This window comes from Thalassospira lucentensis, assembly GCF_011806425.1.
Classification (GTDB): Bacteria; Pseudomonadota; Alphaproteobacteria; order Rhodospirillales; family Thalassospiraceae; genus Thalassospira; species Thalassospira lucentensis_B.
This window is the reverse complement of the sequence record NZ_JAATOV010000001.1, coordinates 885,552-902,491: the sequence shown is the minus strand read 5'-3', so window position 1 is coordinate 902,491 and position 16,940 is coordinate 885,552. Positions and strand designations below refer to the sequence as shown.

The following is a 16,940-nucleotide window of genomic DNA, read 5'->3' as shown; positions in this document are numbered from 1 at the left end:
CAATAATTGAACCGGCAGACGATTGAAAAAGGGCAGGATCGCAATGCGTTATCCTGCCTTTTCATCCAATCCATACGAGTATCCGACCCGCCATGACGCCCAACACACCAACCGCCACCGATATATTTTCCGCGCTTTCGGGCGACTGGCATCTGGTGCGTGATCTGGGCGATGTCGGGCAGTTTGTCGGCGATGTCACATTCCATGCGGCCGATCCGGACATCCCCAATATCCTGCGCTACCGCGAAGAGGGGTTTTTAACCCGCCCAGATGGTCAGACGTTTGATGGCTACCGCGAATATGATTTCGTGCTGCATGAAAACCCGTCGGCGATTGAGCTTCTTTTTCGCGATCCGCTCAGTTTCGGCAACCGTTATGTGATGCTAAAGTTTGGCGAAGATGCCAATGATGGGCTTTGCGCGCGCGACATTCACCCGTGTGGAGAGGACTTTTATCACCATTGTATGATCTGGAAGGGGTCAGATCATTTCGAAACTAAAATAAAAATCACCGGCCCAAAGAAAGATCACCTGCTGCACAGCGTCTATCGCCGCGCCTAGCACCAAAAAATTTATAAAATAACGCTTCAATTTCAAAATACTGTGCCTGAAGTCGCATACTTTAGATTAAGGACATAAACCGAGCACCCAGTCGCGAAAAGCTTGGACTTCCGGGACGTCCATTCGGCTTTCTGGCGTGATCAGGTAATATAATCCGCTGGATTTCAGGGCCGCATCACTGATGATTTCGAGGCTGCCCTTGGCAAGCTCCCCTTCGATCAAAACCCTTGGCAGCAGGGCAATTCCCATCCCGGCCTTGGCCGCTTCGATCAGCATAAAAAAATGTTCAAACCCTGGTCCGGGTGCGCCGGTAACGATCACTCCATTGGCCTGCGCCCAGTCATGCCATGCTTTGGGCCGGGTGGTGTGAACCAGCCTTGGATACCGTCCCATCAAATTTGCCGGATCGACAGGGGGCGTTTTGGTGTTGGCGTCAGTTGATGCAATATATCCGGGCTTGGCGACAACCACCTGAATTTCATCAAAAAGCTTATCACTGACCATCCCCGGCCAAGACCCATCACCAAAATACAGCCCAACATCAATTTGCCGTGCTGACAGGTCCGGGCTGCGGTCCGGGGTGGCAAAATTAAGCGCCAAGGTCTCGATTACCGGGCGAATATCAGGATGTTCGTTTTGAAACCGATTTAATTTTGGGATCAACCAGCTGCTGGCAAGTGTATGCAGGGTGCCAATCACCAATTTGCGTTCCCCCGCACCATGGGTCACCAGATCAAGGGTCGCGGCTTCAATCTCGTCCAATACACGGCGCAGCGTTGGCAAATACGCCCGGCCCGCTTCACGCAAGGTCAATTTCGGGCCCTTGCGATCAAACAGCGCCATGCCAAGGCTGGCCTCAAGATTGGCGACCTGCTGGCTGATTGCACCCGCGGTCACCGAAAGCTCATCCGCCGCGCGGGCAAAACTGCCAAAGCGGGCCGCCGCCTCAAACGCACGCAGCGCATTTAAGGGCGGGGTCGTTGGGCGCAGGGCCATAACAATAGTTTTCCTGATGCTAAGGTCAGAACTTCTGATTTTATCGCCCGCATTATGCCGGTTTAGACTGCCTCTAACAACCAAGCGTTAGATAAAATCAAGGATACCGCCATGTCATTGCCCCCATTCCATCTGGCTTTTCCGATCAAATCAATTGCCGACACACGCGCATTTTACATTGATATCCTCGGATGTGCCGAAGGCCGCTCGACCGAGGCATGGATTGATTTTGATTTCTTTGGGCATCAGCTGTCCGCCCATGTACGCCCAGAAGCCGGTCAAAATGCCGGGTCGGGCACGGTGGACGGTGATGCGGTGCCGATCCCGCATTTTGGTGCCGTTCTGGAATGGGAAAAATGGCACGATCTGGCCGATCGCCTAAAGGCCGCCAAGGTTCCCTTCCTGCTTGAACCGAAAATCCGCTTTAAAGGCGAACCGGGCGAGCAGGGCACCTTTTTTGTCTCTGACCCGGCGGGTAATGGGCTTGAGTTCAAAACCTTCCGCGATCCGGCAATGATTTTCGCACATTAAACCCACCGCAGGCACGAAGACCCGCCCTCAGCCAACTCGGCCAACATTTCGCGCGTCACCTGATCGGCACCGCCAAAGGTGACAGCGCATCTGCTTGCCAAGCATCCTTATCCGGATCGCATGTTTCCTCGATCCCAGCACTTGGCACATCTGACCGAATGCGCGCAGCAGGTCTGTGGCGAGTGTGATATGGTTTGCGCCAACGAACCGCAAGCACGTTGCATCTGCCAATCAACGTACCTTAAGTTGCCTTAAAAGGCGCATCAAAAGCCCCGTAAAAGGTCGCGCTGGAACGCTTTGTGCTTTGGCGCGTTCTATTACAATTGATCCCAAACATCGGATCACCCCGATAAATAACGACCCGCATCAGGAGAAAGCCCCATGTCACCGCAATCTGCCACGCCAAACATCCTTATTTCCGCCGCCGGCGAAGATGCCGACTGGAAAAAGGCGATGGTCGAACGGCTGCCTGATGCCAATGTCGCCACCACGGATGACGATTACGATCCCGCAACGATTGATCATGCCCTATTCTGGAAACAACCCCAGGGACTGATCAAGACGCTGCCCAATCTTAAGGCGATCTTTTCGCTTGGGGCGGGTGTTGATCATGTGGTGTCATCGCCAAGCCTTCCGGCCGATATCCCGGTTATTCGACTGGAAGATGCCGGTATGGCCGATCAGATGGTGCAATATCATTTGTATGCCGCCCTTCATTTCATGCGCGATTTTGATGTCTATGCCGCCCAGCAGGCCAAAGCCACCTGGACCCAGCATGATGTTGCGCGCATTTCCAAATGCCGGGTTGGCGTGATGGGCTTGGGCGCACTCGGTGCGGCGGTTGCCAGTGCGCTTTCGAACCTCGGCTTTGCTGTGTCAGGCTGGAGCCGCTCGATGAAGGCCATTGACGGCATCACCACCTATGCCGGCGAAGATGCCTTTGCCGAATTCCTTGGCCAGTCTGATATCCTGATCTGCCTGTTGCCGCGCACCCCGGAAACCGAAGGGTTGCTCAACAGTTCCGCACTTTCGCATTTGCCCAAGCGGGCCGCGATCATTAATGCCGCGCGCGGGGCAATGATCAACGAAGCTGATTTGTTGCGCGCTCTTGATACCGGCCATCTGCGCGGTGCATTTTTGGATGTGGCGGTCACCGAACCACTGCCCGAAAGCCACCCGTTCTGGGATCACCCGAAAATCCGCATCACCCCGCATATCGCCGCGGCCACCCGGATCGAAGAAGCCGTCGATCAGATCGCACAAAACATCGATCGCATGGCACGTGGTGAAACACCATCGGGCCTTGTTGACCGTCAAAGCGGCTATTAATCCAACCCAACTTAAACCCGGCCTATGATCGGGCTTGCAGGAATTGACTTGTCGGACGGAGCGCTTTCTGGGAAGAGAAAGCACTCCGTCCGTTTGTTTTCACAGGATTTTCGATGTCGGCCAAAACCTTTGTCGCCCTTCGCGTTGACTGCGATGCCCAAACCGCCTTTGACACCTTTACCAACGACATTGATCTTTGGTGGAAGCAGGGCCCGCGCAACCGACTGATCGGCAATCGCCCCGGGATCATGAAATTTGGCGAACGCGACGGGGCGCGCTATCTGCAAGAAGTCGATAAACGCCGTCCCGACTTTATTGTCGAGGCAGGCAAAGTCATCCATTGGGAACCCGCCAAACGACTGAGTTTTGAATGGCGCTGGCCCATGGCCGACCGCAATGAGCCGGTCACCCATGTCGATATCCGCTTTGTCCAATCGGGCGATGCCACCCGCCTGACCCTGACCCATACCGGGCTTGAGGGCCTATCGGCAGGCCATCCGGGGCGTAATGGCCTGAATGACAACCGGTTTAAACCGATGATGACCCATTACTGGCAGGCCCATTTAGTCTCGTTGCGAAACCGGATCAAACTGATGCCCCCTCAAAGTGAAAATCCCAAAACCGTGTGATCGCCTAAAACGGCATCCGTTTGGGTCGAAGGTTTCGTTGAAAATCGAACCGTTTTAAGATCATCGGTGATCTTGTTTTATGACATTGCTAAAAATTGGGACCCCATCACAGGTTTGAGGACCAAACATGTCCGACATCACATTCCGATATGCCACCCGCGATGATCTGCCTGCCATCGTTGCCCTGTTGGCCGACGATGAAAAGGGCAAAACCCGCGAAGAACTGACCGATCCGTTGCCCAACGCCTATTACGCGGCCTTTGACGCCATGGCATCGCAGTCCACCGCCGGACTGCCCAATCAATACCTTCTGGCCTGTCACGGTTCGGATATTGTCGGCTGTTTGCAACTGACCCTGATTGCCGGTTTGTCGCGGCGCGGGCAGCTCCGTGCCCAGATCGAAGCGGTTCGGGTCTCAAGCACGATGCGCAGTCAGAAAATTGGTGAAAAGCTTATTTTGGAATCAATTTCGCTATCGAAATCACTTGGCGCGGCTTTGATCCAGTTCACCACCGACAAAACACGCAAAGATGCCCATCGGTTTTACGAACGGCTCGGCTTTGTCGCCAGCCACGAAGGCATGAAGCTGCAGCTAAAGCCTTAGCTGACTTGAATATTGCTTTGGTTGGTGCAAGGCTGACGGTGGAACAACTTTCCGGACAGGACGTTTTAACCCTAAGTGACCCCAACGCGGAGAGATAAAATGACCTTAGCTGAACTTCAGGAAAACGCCAAAGAACACGGTTTTGAGCATCACTTCATCTGTGAAGGCGATGGCGCACGCAGTGACGGCACCGGCACCCTTTACCAGCCAGAAGACCTGCGCCTTGTGCATTCCAACAGCACCGATAATGGTACTGATCCGGGCGATGATGCCACGCTTTACATGATCGAAGCCAAAGACGGCACCAAAGGGGTCATGATCATCCCCAACAGCTTTAACGTTGACCCGAAAGAAGCGCGTTTGATTGATACGCTGCGCCAAAACCGGCAGAATAGCGCGTCTTAATCGTTCGAATTTGCTGCAAGATGGCATGACGAGATAGCAGCTTGAAACACGCGGGTTCGCAAAATGAACACAATATGGCGGGCTTACCGACATAAAGGACCGCTAGTTTCAAGCTCGTTACTCCACACACCAGATAGCAAGGCAAACACGCACATGTCGGATCTTTTGCCATTTTTTCGTGCCTGGGTGACCGATCCCAAAGGGGTATCGGCCATTTCACCCTCTAGTCCGGCTTTGGCAGAATTGATCACATCCGAAGTTGCCGCCGATCATGGCCCGGTTCTGGAATTGGGACCGGGTACTGGCGTTTTTACCCGTGCTTTGCTTGATCGTGGACTTGATGAAAGTGACCTGACCCTGATCGAACAGGGGCAGGATTTTTCCCGTTTGCTATCGGATCGTTACCCCAATGCCCGCATCTTGCAAATGGATGCCACCCGTCTGGCCCGTGCGGGCCTTTATCAACCGGGCAGGCTTGGCACCGTGATTAGCGGCCTGCCGCTATTATCGATGAAGCCGCGACAAATCATGGGCATTTTAACCGGCACATTTGGCTATATGCACGACCAAGGCGCATTTTACCAATTCACCTATGGTCCGCGTTGCCCTGTACCGCAGGCCATCTTGGGCCGCCTTGATTTACGCGCCACGCGCATCGGCACCACGGTGCGCAATATGCCGCCATCCTCAGTCTATCGGATTGAAAAGCAACAGCGCACCCGCGGCTTACAAACCGCTTAAGACGCCAATTGCCTTTCCCCTTTATGCCGGCGCGACAACCCGGCGAAAGGTATCTGGGTAATCGATCACAAGCCCGGCGTCATCAATCGCCAATTCGGCACAAAATCCCCGAAACAGCCCTTCATAACGATATAATTTCCCCTCAATCAAACAGGAATAGCGCTGCTGAACCGGCTGGGGCAGAAAGTCGCCGCTGATCTGGCTTGGCAACGGGACATAGGCCGCAACGATATGCTGACTGGCCTGTGGGGCAAGGCCAAGCCGCTTGATCGCCAGGCTGTTGGTCGCGGGCGTCACACCGATATCAACATCAAAGCACCCATCAAGTGACGGGATTGGCTGATCGCTTAGGATGTCATGCCAATTTCCGTCCCCATTGGCCGCGATATGCAGCGTTCTGCCGCCGATATATTTGACCAACACTTCACGGGTTCGAAACAGGGCATCAGTTCGCACGGAATAATACGCGCCATATGTGCCTTCGCGTGTCCCCGAAACAACGCCCTCAAGGATCAATTGATTGTCATCCTGGGACATAAAGCAGCGTTCAAGCCCGTTTCCGTCCCAATCCGTCCAACACACCGACCTTTCTATCAATCCACACCTCCCAAGCGATCTATTCCCTTAATTTCGCACTGCCAAACCACCGCGAAAACCAAAAACGCAGCCCTCTATCGCCGATACACCATCTGTCGATAATTAAGCGCCTCTGCAATGTGCGGGCGCCTGACGATCTCACTTCCGGCCAAATCGGCAATCGTGCGCGCCACCCGCAATATCCGGTGATACCCACGCGCCGAGAGCTTCATGCGCCGGGTGGCATCCTGCAACAGGCCCCGGCCATCCTCATCGGGTGCGGCGGCCTTTTGCAGGACTTCGCCATCTGCCAGCGCATTGGTTGAGATGTGTTCGTTTTTATAACGTAACATTTGCACTTCACGCGCCTGAAACACCCGATTGCGCACCATGGCACTGGTTTCACCATCCGCCGGAAGATCAAGTTCTTCGGGTTTGACCGCCGGCACATCAATCTGAATATCAAACCGATCCAAAAGCGGCCCCGAAAGCCGTGCCTGATAATCCTCGCCACAGCGTGGGGCCCGACTGCATGCAAGGTCATTATCGCCCAGATATCCGCACCGACACGGGTTCATCGCCGCAACCAACTGAACGCGCGCCGGATAGGTCACATGTGCGTTGGCGCGCGCGACTGACACCTGCCCGGTTTCAAGCGGCTGACGCAGGGCATCTAAAACAGGGCGCTGAAATTCGGCCAATTCATCCAAAAACAAAACGCCGTTATGGGCCAACGACATTTCACCGGGTTTAACCCGATGTCCCCCGCCGACAAGGGCGGGCATGGATGCGGAATGGTGGGGCTGACGAAATGGGCGGGTTCGGATTAAGCCACCTTCGGGCAAAAGTCCCGATACAGAATGAATAACCGTGGTTTCAAGGGCTTGTCTGGCATCAAGATCGGGTAAAATGCCCGGCAACCGCGCCGCCAGCATCGATTTTCCCGATCCGGGCGGGCCGCTCATTAGCAAATTATGCCCACCCGCCGCGGCGATTTCCAATGCCCGTTTGGCACTTTCCTGGCCCTTAATATCGCGCAGGTCCAAAACCGGCCCGGTCGGACTGGCATTTTCAACCGCGCGCGGGCGCGACAGGATTTGCGTCCCCTTGAAATGATTAATCAGGCCAACAAGGCTTTTGGGCGCCAGAATTTCCAGATCCCCGGCCCAAAGCGCCTCGGCCCCATTGGCATCAGGGCAGATAATGCCAAATTCCTGCATGCCCGCTTCCATCGCGGCGGGCAGAACCCCGCCCACACTGGTAATGCTGCCATCAAGACCAAGCTCGCCAAGCACCAAAAACCGCGCGATGTCTTCGTGACCGATAACATCCATCTCGGCCAAAAGGCCAAGCGCAATCGGCAGGTCAAAATGCGATCCTTCTTTAAGCAAATCAGCCGGGGCAAGATTGATCGTGATGCGTTTGGGTGGCAGGGCCAACCCCATCCCCGATAATGCGGACCGTACCCGTTCGCGCGCCTCGGAAACCGCCTTGTCAGGAAGGCCAACCACGGTAAAAGCCGGCAGTCCGCTTGCCATTTGCACCTGAACATCGACAGCAATCGTCTCAATCCCGGCAAAGGCAACTGTTGTGACCCGTGCTGTCAAACCGTCTTCCCCCAAACACCATAAGTTGTATTACTTTGCAGAGTTAATCGATGATGCGCAATGGATGGTTTGCTGTGCGCCAAAGGTCGTCGCGTGATCACCATTCGCGACGTGGGTGTTTATGAACAAGCAGATGATCATCAGAAACGAATAATATAGGTATCAATGGCTTACCTATAAATTCTATTTTCAACCATTAATACTAAAAATTCACCTCAGCACCCTTTAAAAATCATCCTCCGGGCTTAAATCCAAAAGTCTGAATTTCATCTTGGGGGGGAAGATGCTCGGTGGATATTGCTCGACCATTTCTGGTAATCGCGCTTTTGCTTTTTTCAATCACCTCGGCAAGCGCACAAAGCGATGATGTCGCTGGGCGGGTAACGGTCTCCGGGCTTGAACCCGGCCTGATCGAGAATCTCAATATTGATCCAGACCAACCGATCAATGATCTTGCGGCCCAACTGCTGCACGCTTTGGAACAGAGTGGCTATATTCTTGCGACTGTTACAACGGTCTCTGATCGGCATCTGCATGTCGATCTGGGCAAGATCACCTTGATAACGGTGACAAATCTTGGTCCGGATACCGAACGTACCATCAAAGACTTGCTATCAAACGTGCGCAACAATCCGCGACTGGCCGAAATTGATCGCGCTTTGGCCCTCATCAACGATCTTCCCGGCGTATCAGCGACATTTGCCATCAAACGCATTGAAGGCGAGAACAGTTTTGAAGTCGTCGTAAGCGGGAGCGAACGCTGGCAGTTCGGCGCGCTTTCGTTCGACAGTACACCACGAAACCAGTTTGCTCAGAACCGCATCAACCTTCAGCAAGATTTCTATGGTGTTGCAACGGGGGGCGACGTCGTGCGCTTTCAGGGTGTTTACATTGATGGCGACGGCAAACCCGAACAACATAGCATATTTGCCGCCTATCAAAGGCCAATCGGAAACCAAGGTGCGTATGCCGAAATCGGGTATGGCGATATAGAAACAGAAGTAGACGTAAGGGGTGAATCAACTGCCGAGATCACCAGTACAGGTTTTACCATCGACCCGGGTATCGTAACCAATCATGACTTTTTCGGGCAATTCGCAGTATTCACGCTTGGCTATCCGGTTACCCGTTATCACGACCGGTCAACTTATCTGGTCGGCAATCTCGATTATATTTCTGACGACACGTCGGGCGTCGGTGATACGAACACCTGGACAGTCGACCTGTCTTTGTTTCACAGCTATCAGAGCCAAACAGGGTCGAGTTTTGCTGTCGCTGTGACCTTGGGCGGCGGCGACACAGATTCCTACATCGATGCTGATGACGGGGATTTTTATCACCTGCAACTTGGTTCAGGCTACATTCAACCGCTCTCGGCCATTTCACCTGCAACCGAACTTCGCCTTGAAGGTTACGGTCAAATCTCGACGACGGGCACACCAAATTCCAAGACAATCGGGCTTGGGGGCACCGACTTCCTGCGCGGATACGAATCTTCGGCATTTTCGGGGAATTCAGGCTTTTTTGGAACCATAGAAGCCGCACACGCATTCGACTTTACCGGAAACATCTTCCAACACGTCGTTCCATTTGTTTTTGCCGATTTCGGCATGGTTCAGAATCCCGACAAGAAACAAAACACCACGACACGGCCAAGCAGCGACGGCCTTGTCAGTATTGGGTTCGGCGCAAAGATAAACATGACCCAATCGGTATTGCTTGATGGCTACGTCGGTGTGCCGTTGATGGAAGATGCAAATGACCGTATTCCGGGCCCGGTCGGATATATGAAACTGACGTGGAGTTGGTAAATGACGATTAAATCATGGCATATGGCCATTGCGATGGGATACGCGATCGTGTTTGGCGCTGCGCCAGTTTCAGCTGGCCCCAAATGCGCCACCCCCAAACATCCTGATATCTGCGCCAAGCTCATCCATTTTCTTGATCGTGGACATGCAGAAGGACTGCTCACTGATGGGCAATGGGATCCGACATCGCAAACGTTTCATATCTCCGATCAAAACAAATGGCGGGTAAAGGTCACAAGCTCGCCGAACACAAGCGCAGACACCAACACCTATAATTACAATATTCTCCAACTCCAAACAGGGACCGGCACCATGCTTCAACGTATGGAGCTTCAGCTTGAACAATCGATCCACACGGACGGCAGGATCATCACGCTAAGCTACAATGACCAGTTCTCGGGTGCTGCCGGGCAGACTATCGGTCCACAAGTCTCATTTGATTCCCTATCACAGCGCCCGACAGAGGATCGCAATTTAGGCGCCAGACCAACCGCACTTGATGTGTCCATTCACCCGGACGCGATTTCAGTTCAGCATGCAAGCCAGAACCATCCGAATGTTAAGATCGACAAGACAAACATCAACACACGTTTTGTCACACCCGTCGCAGGCGACCATATTGCCCAAAATCAAAGGGCCTTCATGATCGATTCAAACGGCGATGCCTGGAGTTGCAAGGTTTCAAGTTTGGGAATTCGGCGCATGACGAACCAGAACGGTCAAATAACAGTAGCGGGACACGCCGAAACCCTGCATTTCCAAAGCCGTGCGATTGCCCATATCCCGGGAAATCATGCCCAAACAGCCAAATGCCTTATCTCGGTACATAAATAAGGTTTGGTGCCGCAAACCCATCAGGATGTTAAAAGACGAAAACATAAAAACATTTCGTTTTCGTAATTAATGGATTTCTCAGAAACCGCCCCCATACGCCCACGTTGCACCAATTCGACGGGAAACGGGGCCAAGGCAACATATCCTTTTTCCTCAATGGCTTGCGCACAGCCAACCAGTCGGAGGATCATCTGGAAGAGCAGGGCCGATTACTGTGAAAAGATTGTGCTGCGTCTGGTTTTACCCTGCTGCGTCCAACTTTGATTGGCGCAGGTCTCGTCCGGGCGGGACACCAAAAAGGCGGCTATATTCGCGCGTGAATTGGGGGACGCTTTCGTAGCCAACGGCATAGGCTGCATCGGCAATATTCGTACCTTTTGCAACCATCTGGCGACGGGCTTCGATCAAACGTAATTGTTTTTGAAACTGCAACGGCGACAAGGTTGTTGCGGCCCGGAAATGTTGATGGAACGAGGAAACACTCATTCCTGCCGCGGCGGCCAGCTCATTCACCCGGATCGCTTGGGCATAGTGCTGCCTAATCAGTCCGATCGCCTTGGAAATGCGTTGCGCATGCCCGTTGGTGGCGCCCAAACGCCGGATTGCAGCGCTATGACGTCCCGAAAGCACCCAATAGTGCATTTCTTTTAAAAGACCATCCCCCAGAACCGAAATCGCGCCTGACCGATCCAAAAGCCGCATCAATCGCACAGCAACATCTTCGATGTTGGGATCAAATGGCTCCACAGAAATGGGGCCGCTTTGTCCCGGTGGCAGAACAATGGCGTCCGCGATTTCATTGATGATGGAAAGGTCGATCTCTAGCACAAGTGCATAATACGGGGCCGCCTGACTGGCTTGCGTAATCTGGCTTACGGTCGGAACGTCGGCAGAAATCAAAAGCGCTTCGCCCGGGCTCAACTCAAAACTCTCAGAACCCATCGTCACCGTTTTTCGACCTTGCAGAACCATCGCGACAAGGGGCCGGTTGATGGCAACTTGCAGCTCGCCGGGATATATCGCGCGCACCATGGAAAGTCCGCCAACCGGCGTTTGCGAAACCCCTAACGGATCGGCATGGGCATCCGCATAACGCCCCACAAGGTCAAGAAGAGAACGGCTCATTTGGGTCTTTTCCAATCATCTGATTGGATGAATAGGTAAGGATTTCGACCATTACCGCAAGTTATTTTGCCAAACAAAGACAAACAGGCAAAAATTTCAGAGAGACAGGCAACACCGCCGCCCCAATCACCGATATCTTGCTGGCATCGTTACAGACACAGGAGATACGCATGTCTAAAATTTCCCTGATTACCGGTGCGAACCGTGGACTTGGCCGCAACACAGCACTGAGTATTGCAAAAGCAGGCGGCGACGTCATCGTTGCCTACCGCAGCAACGAAGCCCAAGCGCAAGAAGTCGTCGAAGAAATCAAGGCATTGGGCCAAAAAGCAGTCGCCTTGCAGCTTGATGTCACGAAAATCTCGAGCTTTTCGACCTTTGCAGACGCTGTCAAAACCACGCTTGAGAAAACATTTGGCCGCAGTACCTTCGATCACCTGATCAACAATGCCGGCCACGGCGAAATGACCCCCTTTGCGGAAACCACCGAACAACAGTTCGACACGTTGTTTGACGTGCATGTCAAAGGCGTTTTCTTCTTGGTGCAGGCATTGTTGCCGATCCTTGCCGATGGTGGGCGGATCATCACCTATTCTTCGGGGCTGACACGTGTCTCCTTCCCCGGTTTCTCTGCGTATTCCGCTGCCAAGGGGGCCATCGAGATTCTAACGGTTTATCTTGCCAAAGAATTGGGCGAACGCGGTATCACAGCCAACTGTGTTGCGCCGGGCGCAATCGAAACCGATTTTCTCGGCGGTGCTGTCCGCGACACGCCCGAATATAACGAAGCATTTGCAAATATGACCGCACTGGGTCGTGTCGGCGTGCCCGATGATATTGGCCCCATGATTTCCAGCCTGCTGCGCGATGACAACCGCTGGGTTACCGGTCAACGGATCGAAGTTTCCGGCGGCCAAACGATCTAAGCCAATTGCCTGGCCGGTATATGCCGGTCAGGCTTTTTACTTTGGTTTGGTTTGGCTTAAAGGGTGCCCCATCTCCCGATTTTCCATCAGACAAATGCACCTGTGCTGGCCCGTGCTGTCTTAAGCGCCGCACACAAAGCCAAAAGTTGTTTTACGTTAAATGCTTGCGAAGATTTTGCAGCGATCTAGTCAGCGTTTGAAAATTCGATTTCATCAAGAATCTCCAACATCTGATGCAGCCCTTCGCGCACCAAAGCCAGTTTTCGCACTTTGATAAGCTCTGCGTGCCCCGACTGCAGAAGAACCACCTCAAGCACCCGATCAGAATGGCGGCACAACCGCACCAAAAATTCGCCGTTTGGCCCATTCGTGCCATCGAACCAGTTTTTAACCGAACGTTCGTTCGCATCAATCAGCCGGGCAATTGTTTTGACCGAGCTTCGATTGCCCCCAAATTCCTCACGCAATGCCTCAGAAATAAGATCGGCAAACCGTCTCGAATCAACGCTCTCCACAGAATCAGAATCCTTTTTTACGGAAAATAATTTCCATTTTCAGCCCTTATTTTTCGGACTGTTTTTGCAAACGACATTCCTCTGGAAACAAAATTATAAGTTGCAGGACAGGGAGGCCAATAACCCTGCTGATAAGCACTTTAATTTTCATTGGGTGGGAAAACGGCGCCGTCAATTCTGTCCTGACGACACAACCGCACCCCACCAAACCAGGAGAAATACAATGGGTGTTGAAATCGAAGGCACAATTGATCTGAACAAGTTCCACAAACTTGCCAGCCAAGATATCGGAAAATTGATCGCAGGGGCTGCGGTCGACGGAGCGGTTATTTTTAACAACTCAGGTAAGCCTGTGACGTTCCATGTCTATAACTACAGCGATCTGGTCAACTGGGTCCCGGCCCAGAAAACGCTGATCGCGTCGGGTTCATATGGCACGGTTGCCGCGTCTGGGGTGTTTTTCAAAGTGCATCCCAACAATAACAAGAACGAAGAATTCTTGGTCGCGCCGAGCAAAGCCTATGTCTATTCCGGCCCCGGTCGCCTCGAAGCGGCGGAATAATCTGTCGAAATAAACCTGACGGCCTGCCGAACGAACCTTCCATCGACATTTCACATGCGAAAACGACGTCTTAGAGTCATTTCTCCCCCATAAGACGTTTGTTTCCTGAACTTGTGAATTTTTCGCTGTGAAAACCGCTTCGGCAGTGCCGCCTTCCTCAACAGGAGACAGTCATGAAAACCATGATCCCGATGATTGCCATCGCCGCCGGACTACTTGTCGCAGCACAATCGGCACAAGCAGCCAGCTTGAAAAGCTATTGTAACGGTAACGACTTTTACGGAAAGGTTCCCGAGCGTGACGGTTTTGGCGATAAGTACCCACATTTGCATTGCGGCAGTCGGTTTATCACCTACAGCCCCAGCAAAAACAAAGGCAATCGCATTAACTTTCTCGATAAGGGCGGACTATCCGTTTCCAAGGCCGGGAATGCATGTCTCGACGCCAACAACAAGGGTGCCGATCGCCTGACGGCAAAGATCGCAGAAATCTGCACCGATTATGGGGCGGCATGTGGCTGCTAACCACCTAACGGTTAGCTAAACGCAAACAAGGTCGCAATCACGTTGCGGCCTTGTTCTGTTCAAAACTGTTCGGGGAAAGTTTTACGCGCTGCCATCTTCGCGGGGTGGCAAGAATTCCTTGCGGCACGGGACTGCTTCTTCATTGACCACGGTCCAGCCGAAATTGCGAAACTTGCCAAAGCTTTCTTTTTTCATCGTGATGCCGCTTTCCTTGTGCTTACGCACTTCGCGGGGATCTTCGCCGTCAATCTTATCGGCACGGATCCAGGCACGTTCGCGCATTCCTTTGGTGATCGTCGGTTCGGTCATATAGGCTCTTTTCATCGAAAAAGTGGGCAAACCGCATCATAACGCAATCTGCCTTGCGGGGCGATGGCTTTCACCCAGCCGCCTTAATCAATTGGTGCCGGATCGGTATCATGGGGCAGGTGGAAAAGCGTTTCCGCAAAAGATTCCCGTTCAGACATGATCGCCATCCAGTCGCGCACCCGCACCGGAATGTCAAACCGCCGGTCGGGCCACCGAAAATCAATATAATACAGGCCGACCAACACCGAATAGGTGCCCAAATGCGCATCTTCAGTCCGCAACGACGCCAATCCATCCAAAATCGCATCAATACTGCTTTGAACCGCTTGGGCTTGACGTTCCATTACGGTGTCAGAACGATCATCTTCGGGGCGCTGTGCGTCGGCAAATAACCGCCCGGTTGCGGCCATCATACCATCGGCAAGTCCCTGCCATTTCAAGGCATTCAGCCGTGCAGCGCCTTCAAGCGGGATGATGCCAGACGACGTCCCGGAAGCGCGTGCCACCTGATCAAGGTAATCACAAATCACCGCGGATTCATAAACCGCCATACCATCCGGCAGGATCAAGGTCGGCACCTTTGACAGCGGATTATGCGCACGAAGTGCATCATCGGTCCAAGGATCGATCAGGATTTCACTGACGTCCTTTTCCAAATCCAGTTCGCGCATTGCCACGCGCACCTTGCGCGAAAACGGTGATGTTGGTGAATAATAAAGCTGCATCGTTCAAAGTCCCTTGCCGTGATCGACCGTCTGATACGGCTGTCTTTTCAGGGGTCCCAAAAAAAACAGTCTAAATCGTCAGGTCAGGTGTCCAGCCAATCCCTTCGAGATGCCATTTCGCACCCCACTTTTTATCATTACGCGACAGTGTAAGGTAATTTCGCGCCGCACAATAGACACCTTTGCGATCAGGCAGTGGTTTTAACCGTGTCGGACGGTTGGGCAACGGATTATCGCCAATCCAGGCCAGCAATCCCAAACCGCGGGCAAAGGCCTGGGGTGGGGCGGTGTGCGAAATGCCCGATGCCACCAATTGGTGAATGGTTTTGCCCTTGGTTTCAAACGTCCCACGGGTGGCAACATGGATTTCACCCGACAATACCGTGATTTCGTGATCATGATCGTTGGCAATGCGTTCAAGCAATTCCAACATCTTGCACCATTCGCGCCGGTGCCAGCGGCTTTGCCACTGATCGCGCAGGTCATCTTCGTATTTTTGCGGCTTTGGCAGCATATACAAAAAGAATTCCACCAACGACAGCCGCGGTCCAATCACCGGCACCGTCGACATCAGCAAAATACGATTGCCGTCAGGAATGGTTTCAAGCGCCGGCACAAGATCGCGCCACCCCGTATCGCCCATAATCACGTCGGGTGTCCGTTCAGACCGAAGATCAGGCGCAATTAACGTCATCCCCGGATAATCCACCCGCCACGCAAAACTGCGTCCCGCGCGGTCCAAAATCATGTCGGGCAGGGGATCATGTTCGGATTTATTGGCAAGACCGGTTTTACGTTCCACCGCGTCCTGTTGTTTGGGATCAACCACCCCAAGCAAATCAACATCCGCCGCAGGGGCCGCACATAGTTGCATCAAACAAAATGCATCGCGGGCGCAGGCAAACATGCCCTTGGCCACCGCCGATCCTTGGAACCACTTTTTATGGCTGCCCCAGCCATCAAAAATATCATGATCATCCCACATCATAAGCGACGGCACGCGCGCCAGCATATGGGCGATCTGTGGCTGGTTATAGATCGTCAGATAATGATCAAGATAGAATTTCAAAACCGCGTCGCGCATCTCATCGGAAAATGCCGTCGCCAACCTTTGCCGACGGCGCGCGTCAAGCCATGCCTCGATCTCAGGGTGGCAATGCCAAACCCCATCGGCATAAATCTGATCGCCCCCATGCAGCAACAGCGCAAAAGGCCGCTTTTTATGCTGCTCGGCCAAGTCCGCCCAAAGCGCATTGCGCTCCTCTACCGGGCGGTCAAGATCACCTTCTTCCTGACCGTTGCACGACACAAAGCCGATATGTAAATCCGATCCCATATCGGCACAAACTGCATATGTTTCGCTTCCGAAACTATATTGTGCATCCGCGGATGCAGGCAGTTCAAAGTCAAATCGCCAATAGGTGCGCCCAAAAAGGGCCGCAAGCCTTTGCGGCGACACTGGATCGCCATCCATCGCGCGTAATTCTTGGATTTCCGCCCCGTCTGGCGCCACAATCAGGGCAGCAAGCCGGATTTTTGTGCTGTCGCCACCGCGCGCAAATAAAAACGGACCAAACATCTCGTCACCGGACTCTTTCGAAACCTGATTTTCTGTCATGTGGTCCTGTTAC

The 16,940-nt window shown here is 53.2% G+C and carries 20 protein-coding genes; 12 read left to right on the top strand and 8 right to left on the bottom strand.

The features are described from left to right. Nucleotides 1-92: 92 nt before the first annotated feature. Entirely contained in the window at nt 93-560 is a 468-nt protein-coding gene (locus HCZ99_RS04205; RefSeq protein ID WP_175581379.1) for a DUF6314 family protein, read from the top strand. Between the two features lie 66 nt (nt 561-626). Here the strand turns inward: HCZ99_RS04205 and HCZ99_RS04200 are convergent, their stop codons facing one another. Next, nucleotides 627-1,556 (bottom strand): LysR substrate-binding domain-containing protein, encoded by a 930-nt coding sequence (locus HCZ99_RS04200; protein WP_167445579.1) that lies wholly within the window; start codon nt 1,554-1,556, stop codon nt 627-629. A gap of 111 nt (nt 1,557-1,667) precedes the next feature. Between HCZ99_RS04200 and HCZ99_RS04195 the strand changes: the two genes are divergently transcribed. From HCZ99_RS04195 to HCZ99_RS04170, 6 genes are all read left to right on the top strand, one after another. Then, entirely contained in the window at nt 1,668-2,087 is a 420-nt protein-coding gene (locus HCZ99_RS04195; protein ID WP_167445578.1) for a VOC family protein, read from the top strand. 381 nt (nt 2,088-2,468) lie between these two features. Then, complete coding sequence (locus HCZ99_RS04190; protein WP_167445577.1) at nt 2,469-3,416, top strand: 2-hydroxyacid dehydrogenase; 948 nt, start codon at nt 2,469-2,471, stop codon at nt 3,414-3,416. Nucleotides 3,417-3,529: 113 nt separating this feature from the next. Then, nucleotides 3,530-4,045, top strand: coding sequence for an SRPBCC domain-containing protein (locus HCZ99_RS04185; RefSeq protein WP_167445576.1), 516 nt, complete (start codon nt 3,530-3,532; stop codon nt 4,043-4,045). 127 nt (nt 4,046-4,172) lie between these two features. Next, on the top strand, nt 4,173-4,649 hold the full coding sequence (locus HCZ99_RS04180; protein ID WP_167445575.1) for a GNAT family N-acetyltransferase: 477 nt from the start codon (nt 4,173-4,175) through the stop codon (nt 4,647-4,649). Between the two features lie 99 nt (nt 4,650-4,748). After that, complete coding sequence (locus HCZ99_RS04175; RefSeq protein WP_167445574.1) at nt 4,749-5,054, top strand: phosphoribosylpyrophosphate synthetase; 306 nt, start codon at nt 4,749-4,751, stop codon at nt 5,052-5,054. Between the two features lie 153 nt (nt 5,055-5,207). Next, complete coding sequence (locus tag HCZ99_RS04170) at nt 5,208-5,795, top strand: class I SAM-dependent methyltransferase (protein ID WP_167445573.1); 588 nt, start codon at nt 5,208-5,210, stop codon at nt 5,793-5,795. 21 nt (nt 5,796-5,816) lie between these two features. On the opposite strand, the gene HCZ99_RS04165 is transcribed toward HCZ99_RS04170, so the two are convergent. Both HCZ99_RS04165 and HCZ99_RS04160 read right to left on the bottom strand, forming a co-directional pair. After that, nucleotides 5,817-6,377 carry a putative glycolipid-binding domain-containing protein gene (locus HCZ99_RS04165; RefSeq protein WP_368484222.1) on the bottom strand — a complete coding sequence of 187 codons (561 nt, stop codon included), beginning with the start codon at nt 6,375-6,377 and terminating at the stop codon, nt 5,817-5,819. Between the two features lie 89 nt (nt 6,378-6,466). Further along, a complete protein-coding gene (locus HCZ99_RS04160) occupies nt 6,467-7,978 on the bottom strand; it encodes a YifB family Mg chelatase-like AAA ATPase (RefSeq protein ID WP_167445571.1) in 1,512 nt (503 codons plus the stop codon). 290 nt (nt 7,979-8,268) lie between these two features. On the opposite strand from HCZ99_RS04160, the gene HCZ99_RS20800 reads away from it, so the two are divergent. Next, entirely contained in the window at nt 8,269-9,789 is a 1,521-nt protein-coding gene (locus HCZ99_RS20800; RefSeq protein ID WP_167445570.1) for a ShlB/FhaC/HecB family hemolysin secretion/activation protein, read from the top strand. Next, a complete protein-coding gene (locus tag HCZ99_RS04150) occupies nt 9,790-10,623 on the top strand; it encodes a hypothetical protein (protein ID WP_167445569.1) in 834 nt (277 codons plus the stop codon). It begins immediately after the preceding gene. A gap of 240 nt (nt 10,624-10,863) precedes the next feature. Here HCZ99_RS04150 and HCZ99_RS04145 read toward each other — a convergent pair whose 3' ends face one another. Further along, on the bottom strand, nt 10,864-11,748 hold the full coding sequence (locus tag HCZ99_RS04145; RefSeq protein WP_167445568.1) for an AraC family transcriptional regulator: 885 nt from the start codon (nt 11,746-11,748) through the stop codon (nt 10,864-10,866). 170 nt (nt 11,749-11,918) lie between these two features. Between HCZ99_RS04145 and HCZ99_RS04140 the strand changes: the two genes are divergently transcribed. Next, nucleotides 11,919-12,674, top strand: a complete 756-nt coding sequence (locus HCZ99_RS04140) for an SDR family NAD(P)-dependent oxidoreductase (protein WP_167445567.1) — start codon at nt 11,919-11,921, stop codon at nt 12,672-12,674. A gap of 185 nt (nt 12,675-12,859) precedes the next feature. Here HCZ99_RS04140 and HCZ99_RS04135 read toward each other — a convergent pair whose 3' ends face one another. Beyond that, nucleotides 12,860-13,189 (bottom strand): hypothetical protein, encoded by a 330-nt coding sequence (locus tag HCZ99_RS04135; protein WP_167445566.1) that lies wholly within the window; start codon nt 13,187-13,189, stop codon nt 12,860-12,862. Nucleotides 13,190-13,412: 223 nt separating this feature from the next. On the opposite strand from HCZ99_RS04135, the gene HCZ99_RS04130 reads away from it, so the two are divergent. Next, nucleotides 13,413-13,751, top strand: a complete 339-nt coding sequence (locus HCZ99_RS04130; RefSeq protein WP_167445565.1) for a hypothetical protein — start codon at nt 13,413-13,415, stop codon at nt 13,749-13,751. Nucleotides 13,752-13,924: 173 nt separating this feature from the next. After that, a complete protein-coding gene (locus HCZ99_RS04125) occupies nt 13,925-14,275 on the top strand; it encodes a hypothetical protein (protein ID WP_167445564.1) in 351 nt (116 codons plus the stop codon). Nucleotides 14,276-14,356: 81 nt separating this feature from the next. On the opposite strand, the gene HCZ99_RS04120 is transcribed toward HCZ99_RS04125, so the two are convergent. The 3 genes from HCZ99_RS04120 to HCZ99_RS04110 all read right to left on the bottom strand — a co-directional run bounded on the left by HCZ99_RS04120 (nt 14,357) and on the right by HCZ99_RS04110 (nt 16,927). After that, nucleotides 14,357-14,584, bottom strand: coding sequence for a hypothetical protein (locus HCZ99_RS04120; protein ID WP_167445563.1), 228 nt, complete (start codon nt 14,582-14,584; stop codon nt 14,357-14,359). A gap of 83 nt (nt 14,585-14,667) precedes the next feature. Further along, nucleotides 14,668-15,309 carry a glutathione S-transferase gene (locus HCZ99_RS04115; RefSeq protein ID WP_167445562.1) on the bottom strand — a complete coding sequence of 214 codons (642 nt, stop codon included), beginning with the start codon at nt 15,307-15,309 and terminating at the stop codon, nt 14,668-14,670. Nucleotides 15,310-15,379: 70 nt separating this feature from the next. Next, nucleotides 15,380-16,927 carry an alkaline phosphatase D family protein gene (locus HCZ99_RS04110; RefSeq protein WP_167445561.1) on the bottom strand — a complete coding sequence of 516 codons (1,548 nt, stop codon included), beginning with the start codon at nt 16,925-16,927 and terminating at the stop codon, nt 15,380-15,382. Nucleotides 16,928-16,940: the final 13 nt, after the last annotated feature.

What these genes read in the sequence shown, in the direction of transcription:
- HCZ99_RS04200 (WP_167445579.1), bottom strand. Translation starts at nt 1,556, where the DNA reads ATGGCCCTGCGCCCAACGACCCCGCCCTTAAATGCGCTGCGTGCGTTT.
- HCZ99_RS04110 (WP_167445561.1), bottom strand. Translation starts at nt 16,927, where the DNA reads ATGACAGAAAATCAGGTTTCGAAAGAGTCCGGTGACGAGATGTTTGGT.
- HCZ99_RS04185 (WP_167445576.1), top strand. Translation starts at nt 3,530, where the DNA reads ATGTCGGCCAAAACCTTTGTCGCCCTTCGCGTTGACTGCGATGCCCAA.
- HCZ99_RS04205 (WP_175581379.1), top strand. Translation starts at nt 93, where the DNA reads ATGACGCCCAACACACCAACCGCCACCGATATATTTTCCGCGCTTTCG.
- HCZ99_RS04125 (WP_167445564.1), top strand. Translation starts at nt 13,925, where the DNA reads ATGAAAACCATGATCCCGATGATTGCCATCGCCGCCGGACTACTTGTC.
- HCZ99_RS04170 (WP_167445573.1), top strand. Translation starts at nt 5,208, where the DNA reads ATGTCGGATCTTTTGCCATTTTTTCGTGCCTGGGTGACCGATCCCAAA.
- HCZ99_RS04190 (WP_167445577.1), top strand. Translation starts at nt 2,469, where the DNA reads ATGTCACCGCAATCTGCCACGCCAAACATCCTTATTTCCGCCGCCGGC.
- HCZ99_RS04140 (WP_167445567.1), top strand. Translation starts at nt 11,919, where the DNA reads ATGTCTAAAATTTCCCTGATTACCGGTGCGAACCGTGGACTTGGCCGC.
- HCZ99_RS04195 (WP_167445578.1), top strand. Translation starts at nt 1,668, where the DNA reads ATGTCATTGCCCCCATTCCATCTGGCTTTTCCGATCAAATCAATTGCC.
- HCZ99_RS04150 (WP_167445569.1), top strand. Translation starts at nt 9,790, where the DNA reads ATGACGATTAAATCATGGCATATGGCCATTGCGATGGGATACGCGATC.
- HCZ99_RS04180 (WP_167445575.1), top strand. Translation starts at nt 4,173, where the DNA reads ATGTCCGACATCACATTCCGATATGCCACCCGCGATGATCTGCCTGCC.
- HCZ99_RS04145 (WP_167445568.1), bottom strand. Translation starts at nt 11,748, where the DNA reads ATGAGCCGTTCTCTTCTTGACCTTGTGGGGCGTTATGCGGATGCCCAT.
- HCZ99_RS04130 (WP_167445565.1), top strand. Translation starts at nt 13,413, where the DNA reads ATGGGTGTTGAAATCGAAGGCACAATTGATCTGAACAAGTTCCACAAA.
- HCZ99_RS04120 (WP_167445563.1), bottom strand. Translation starts at nt 14,584, where the DNA reads ATGACCGAACCGACGATCACCAAAGGAATGCGCGAACGTGCCTGGATC.
- HCZ99_RS04115 (WP_167445562.1), bottom strand. Translation starts at nt 15,309, where the DNA reads ATGCAGCTTTATTATTCACCAACATCACCGTTTTCGCGCAAGGTGCGC.
- HCZ99_RS04175 (WP_167445574.1), top strand. Translation starts at nt 4,749, where the DNA reads ATGACCTTAGCTGAACTTCAGGAAAACGCCAAAGAACACGGTTTTGAG.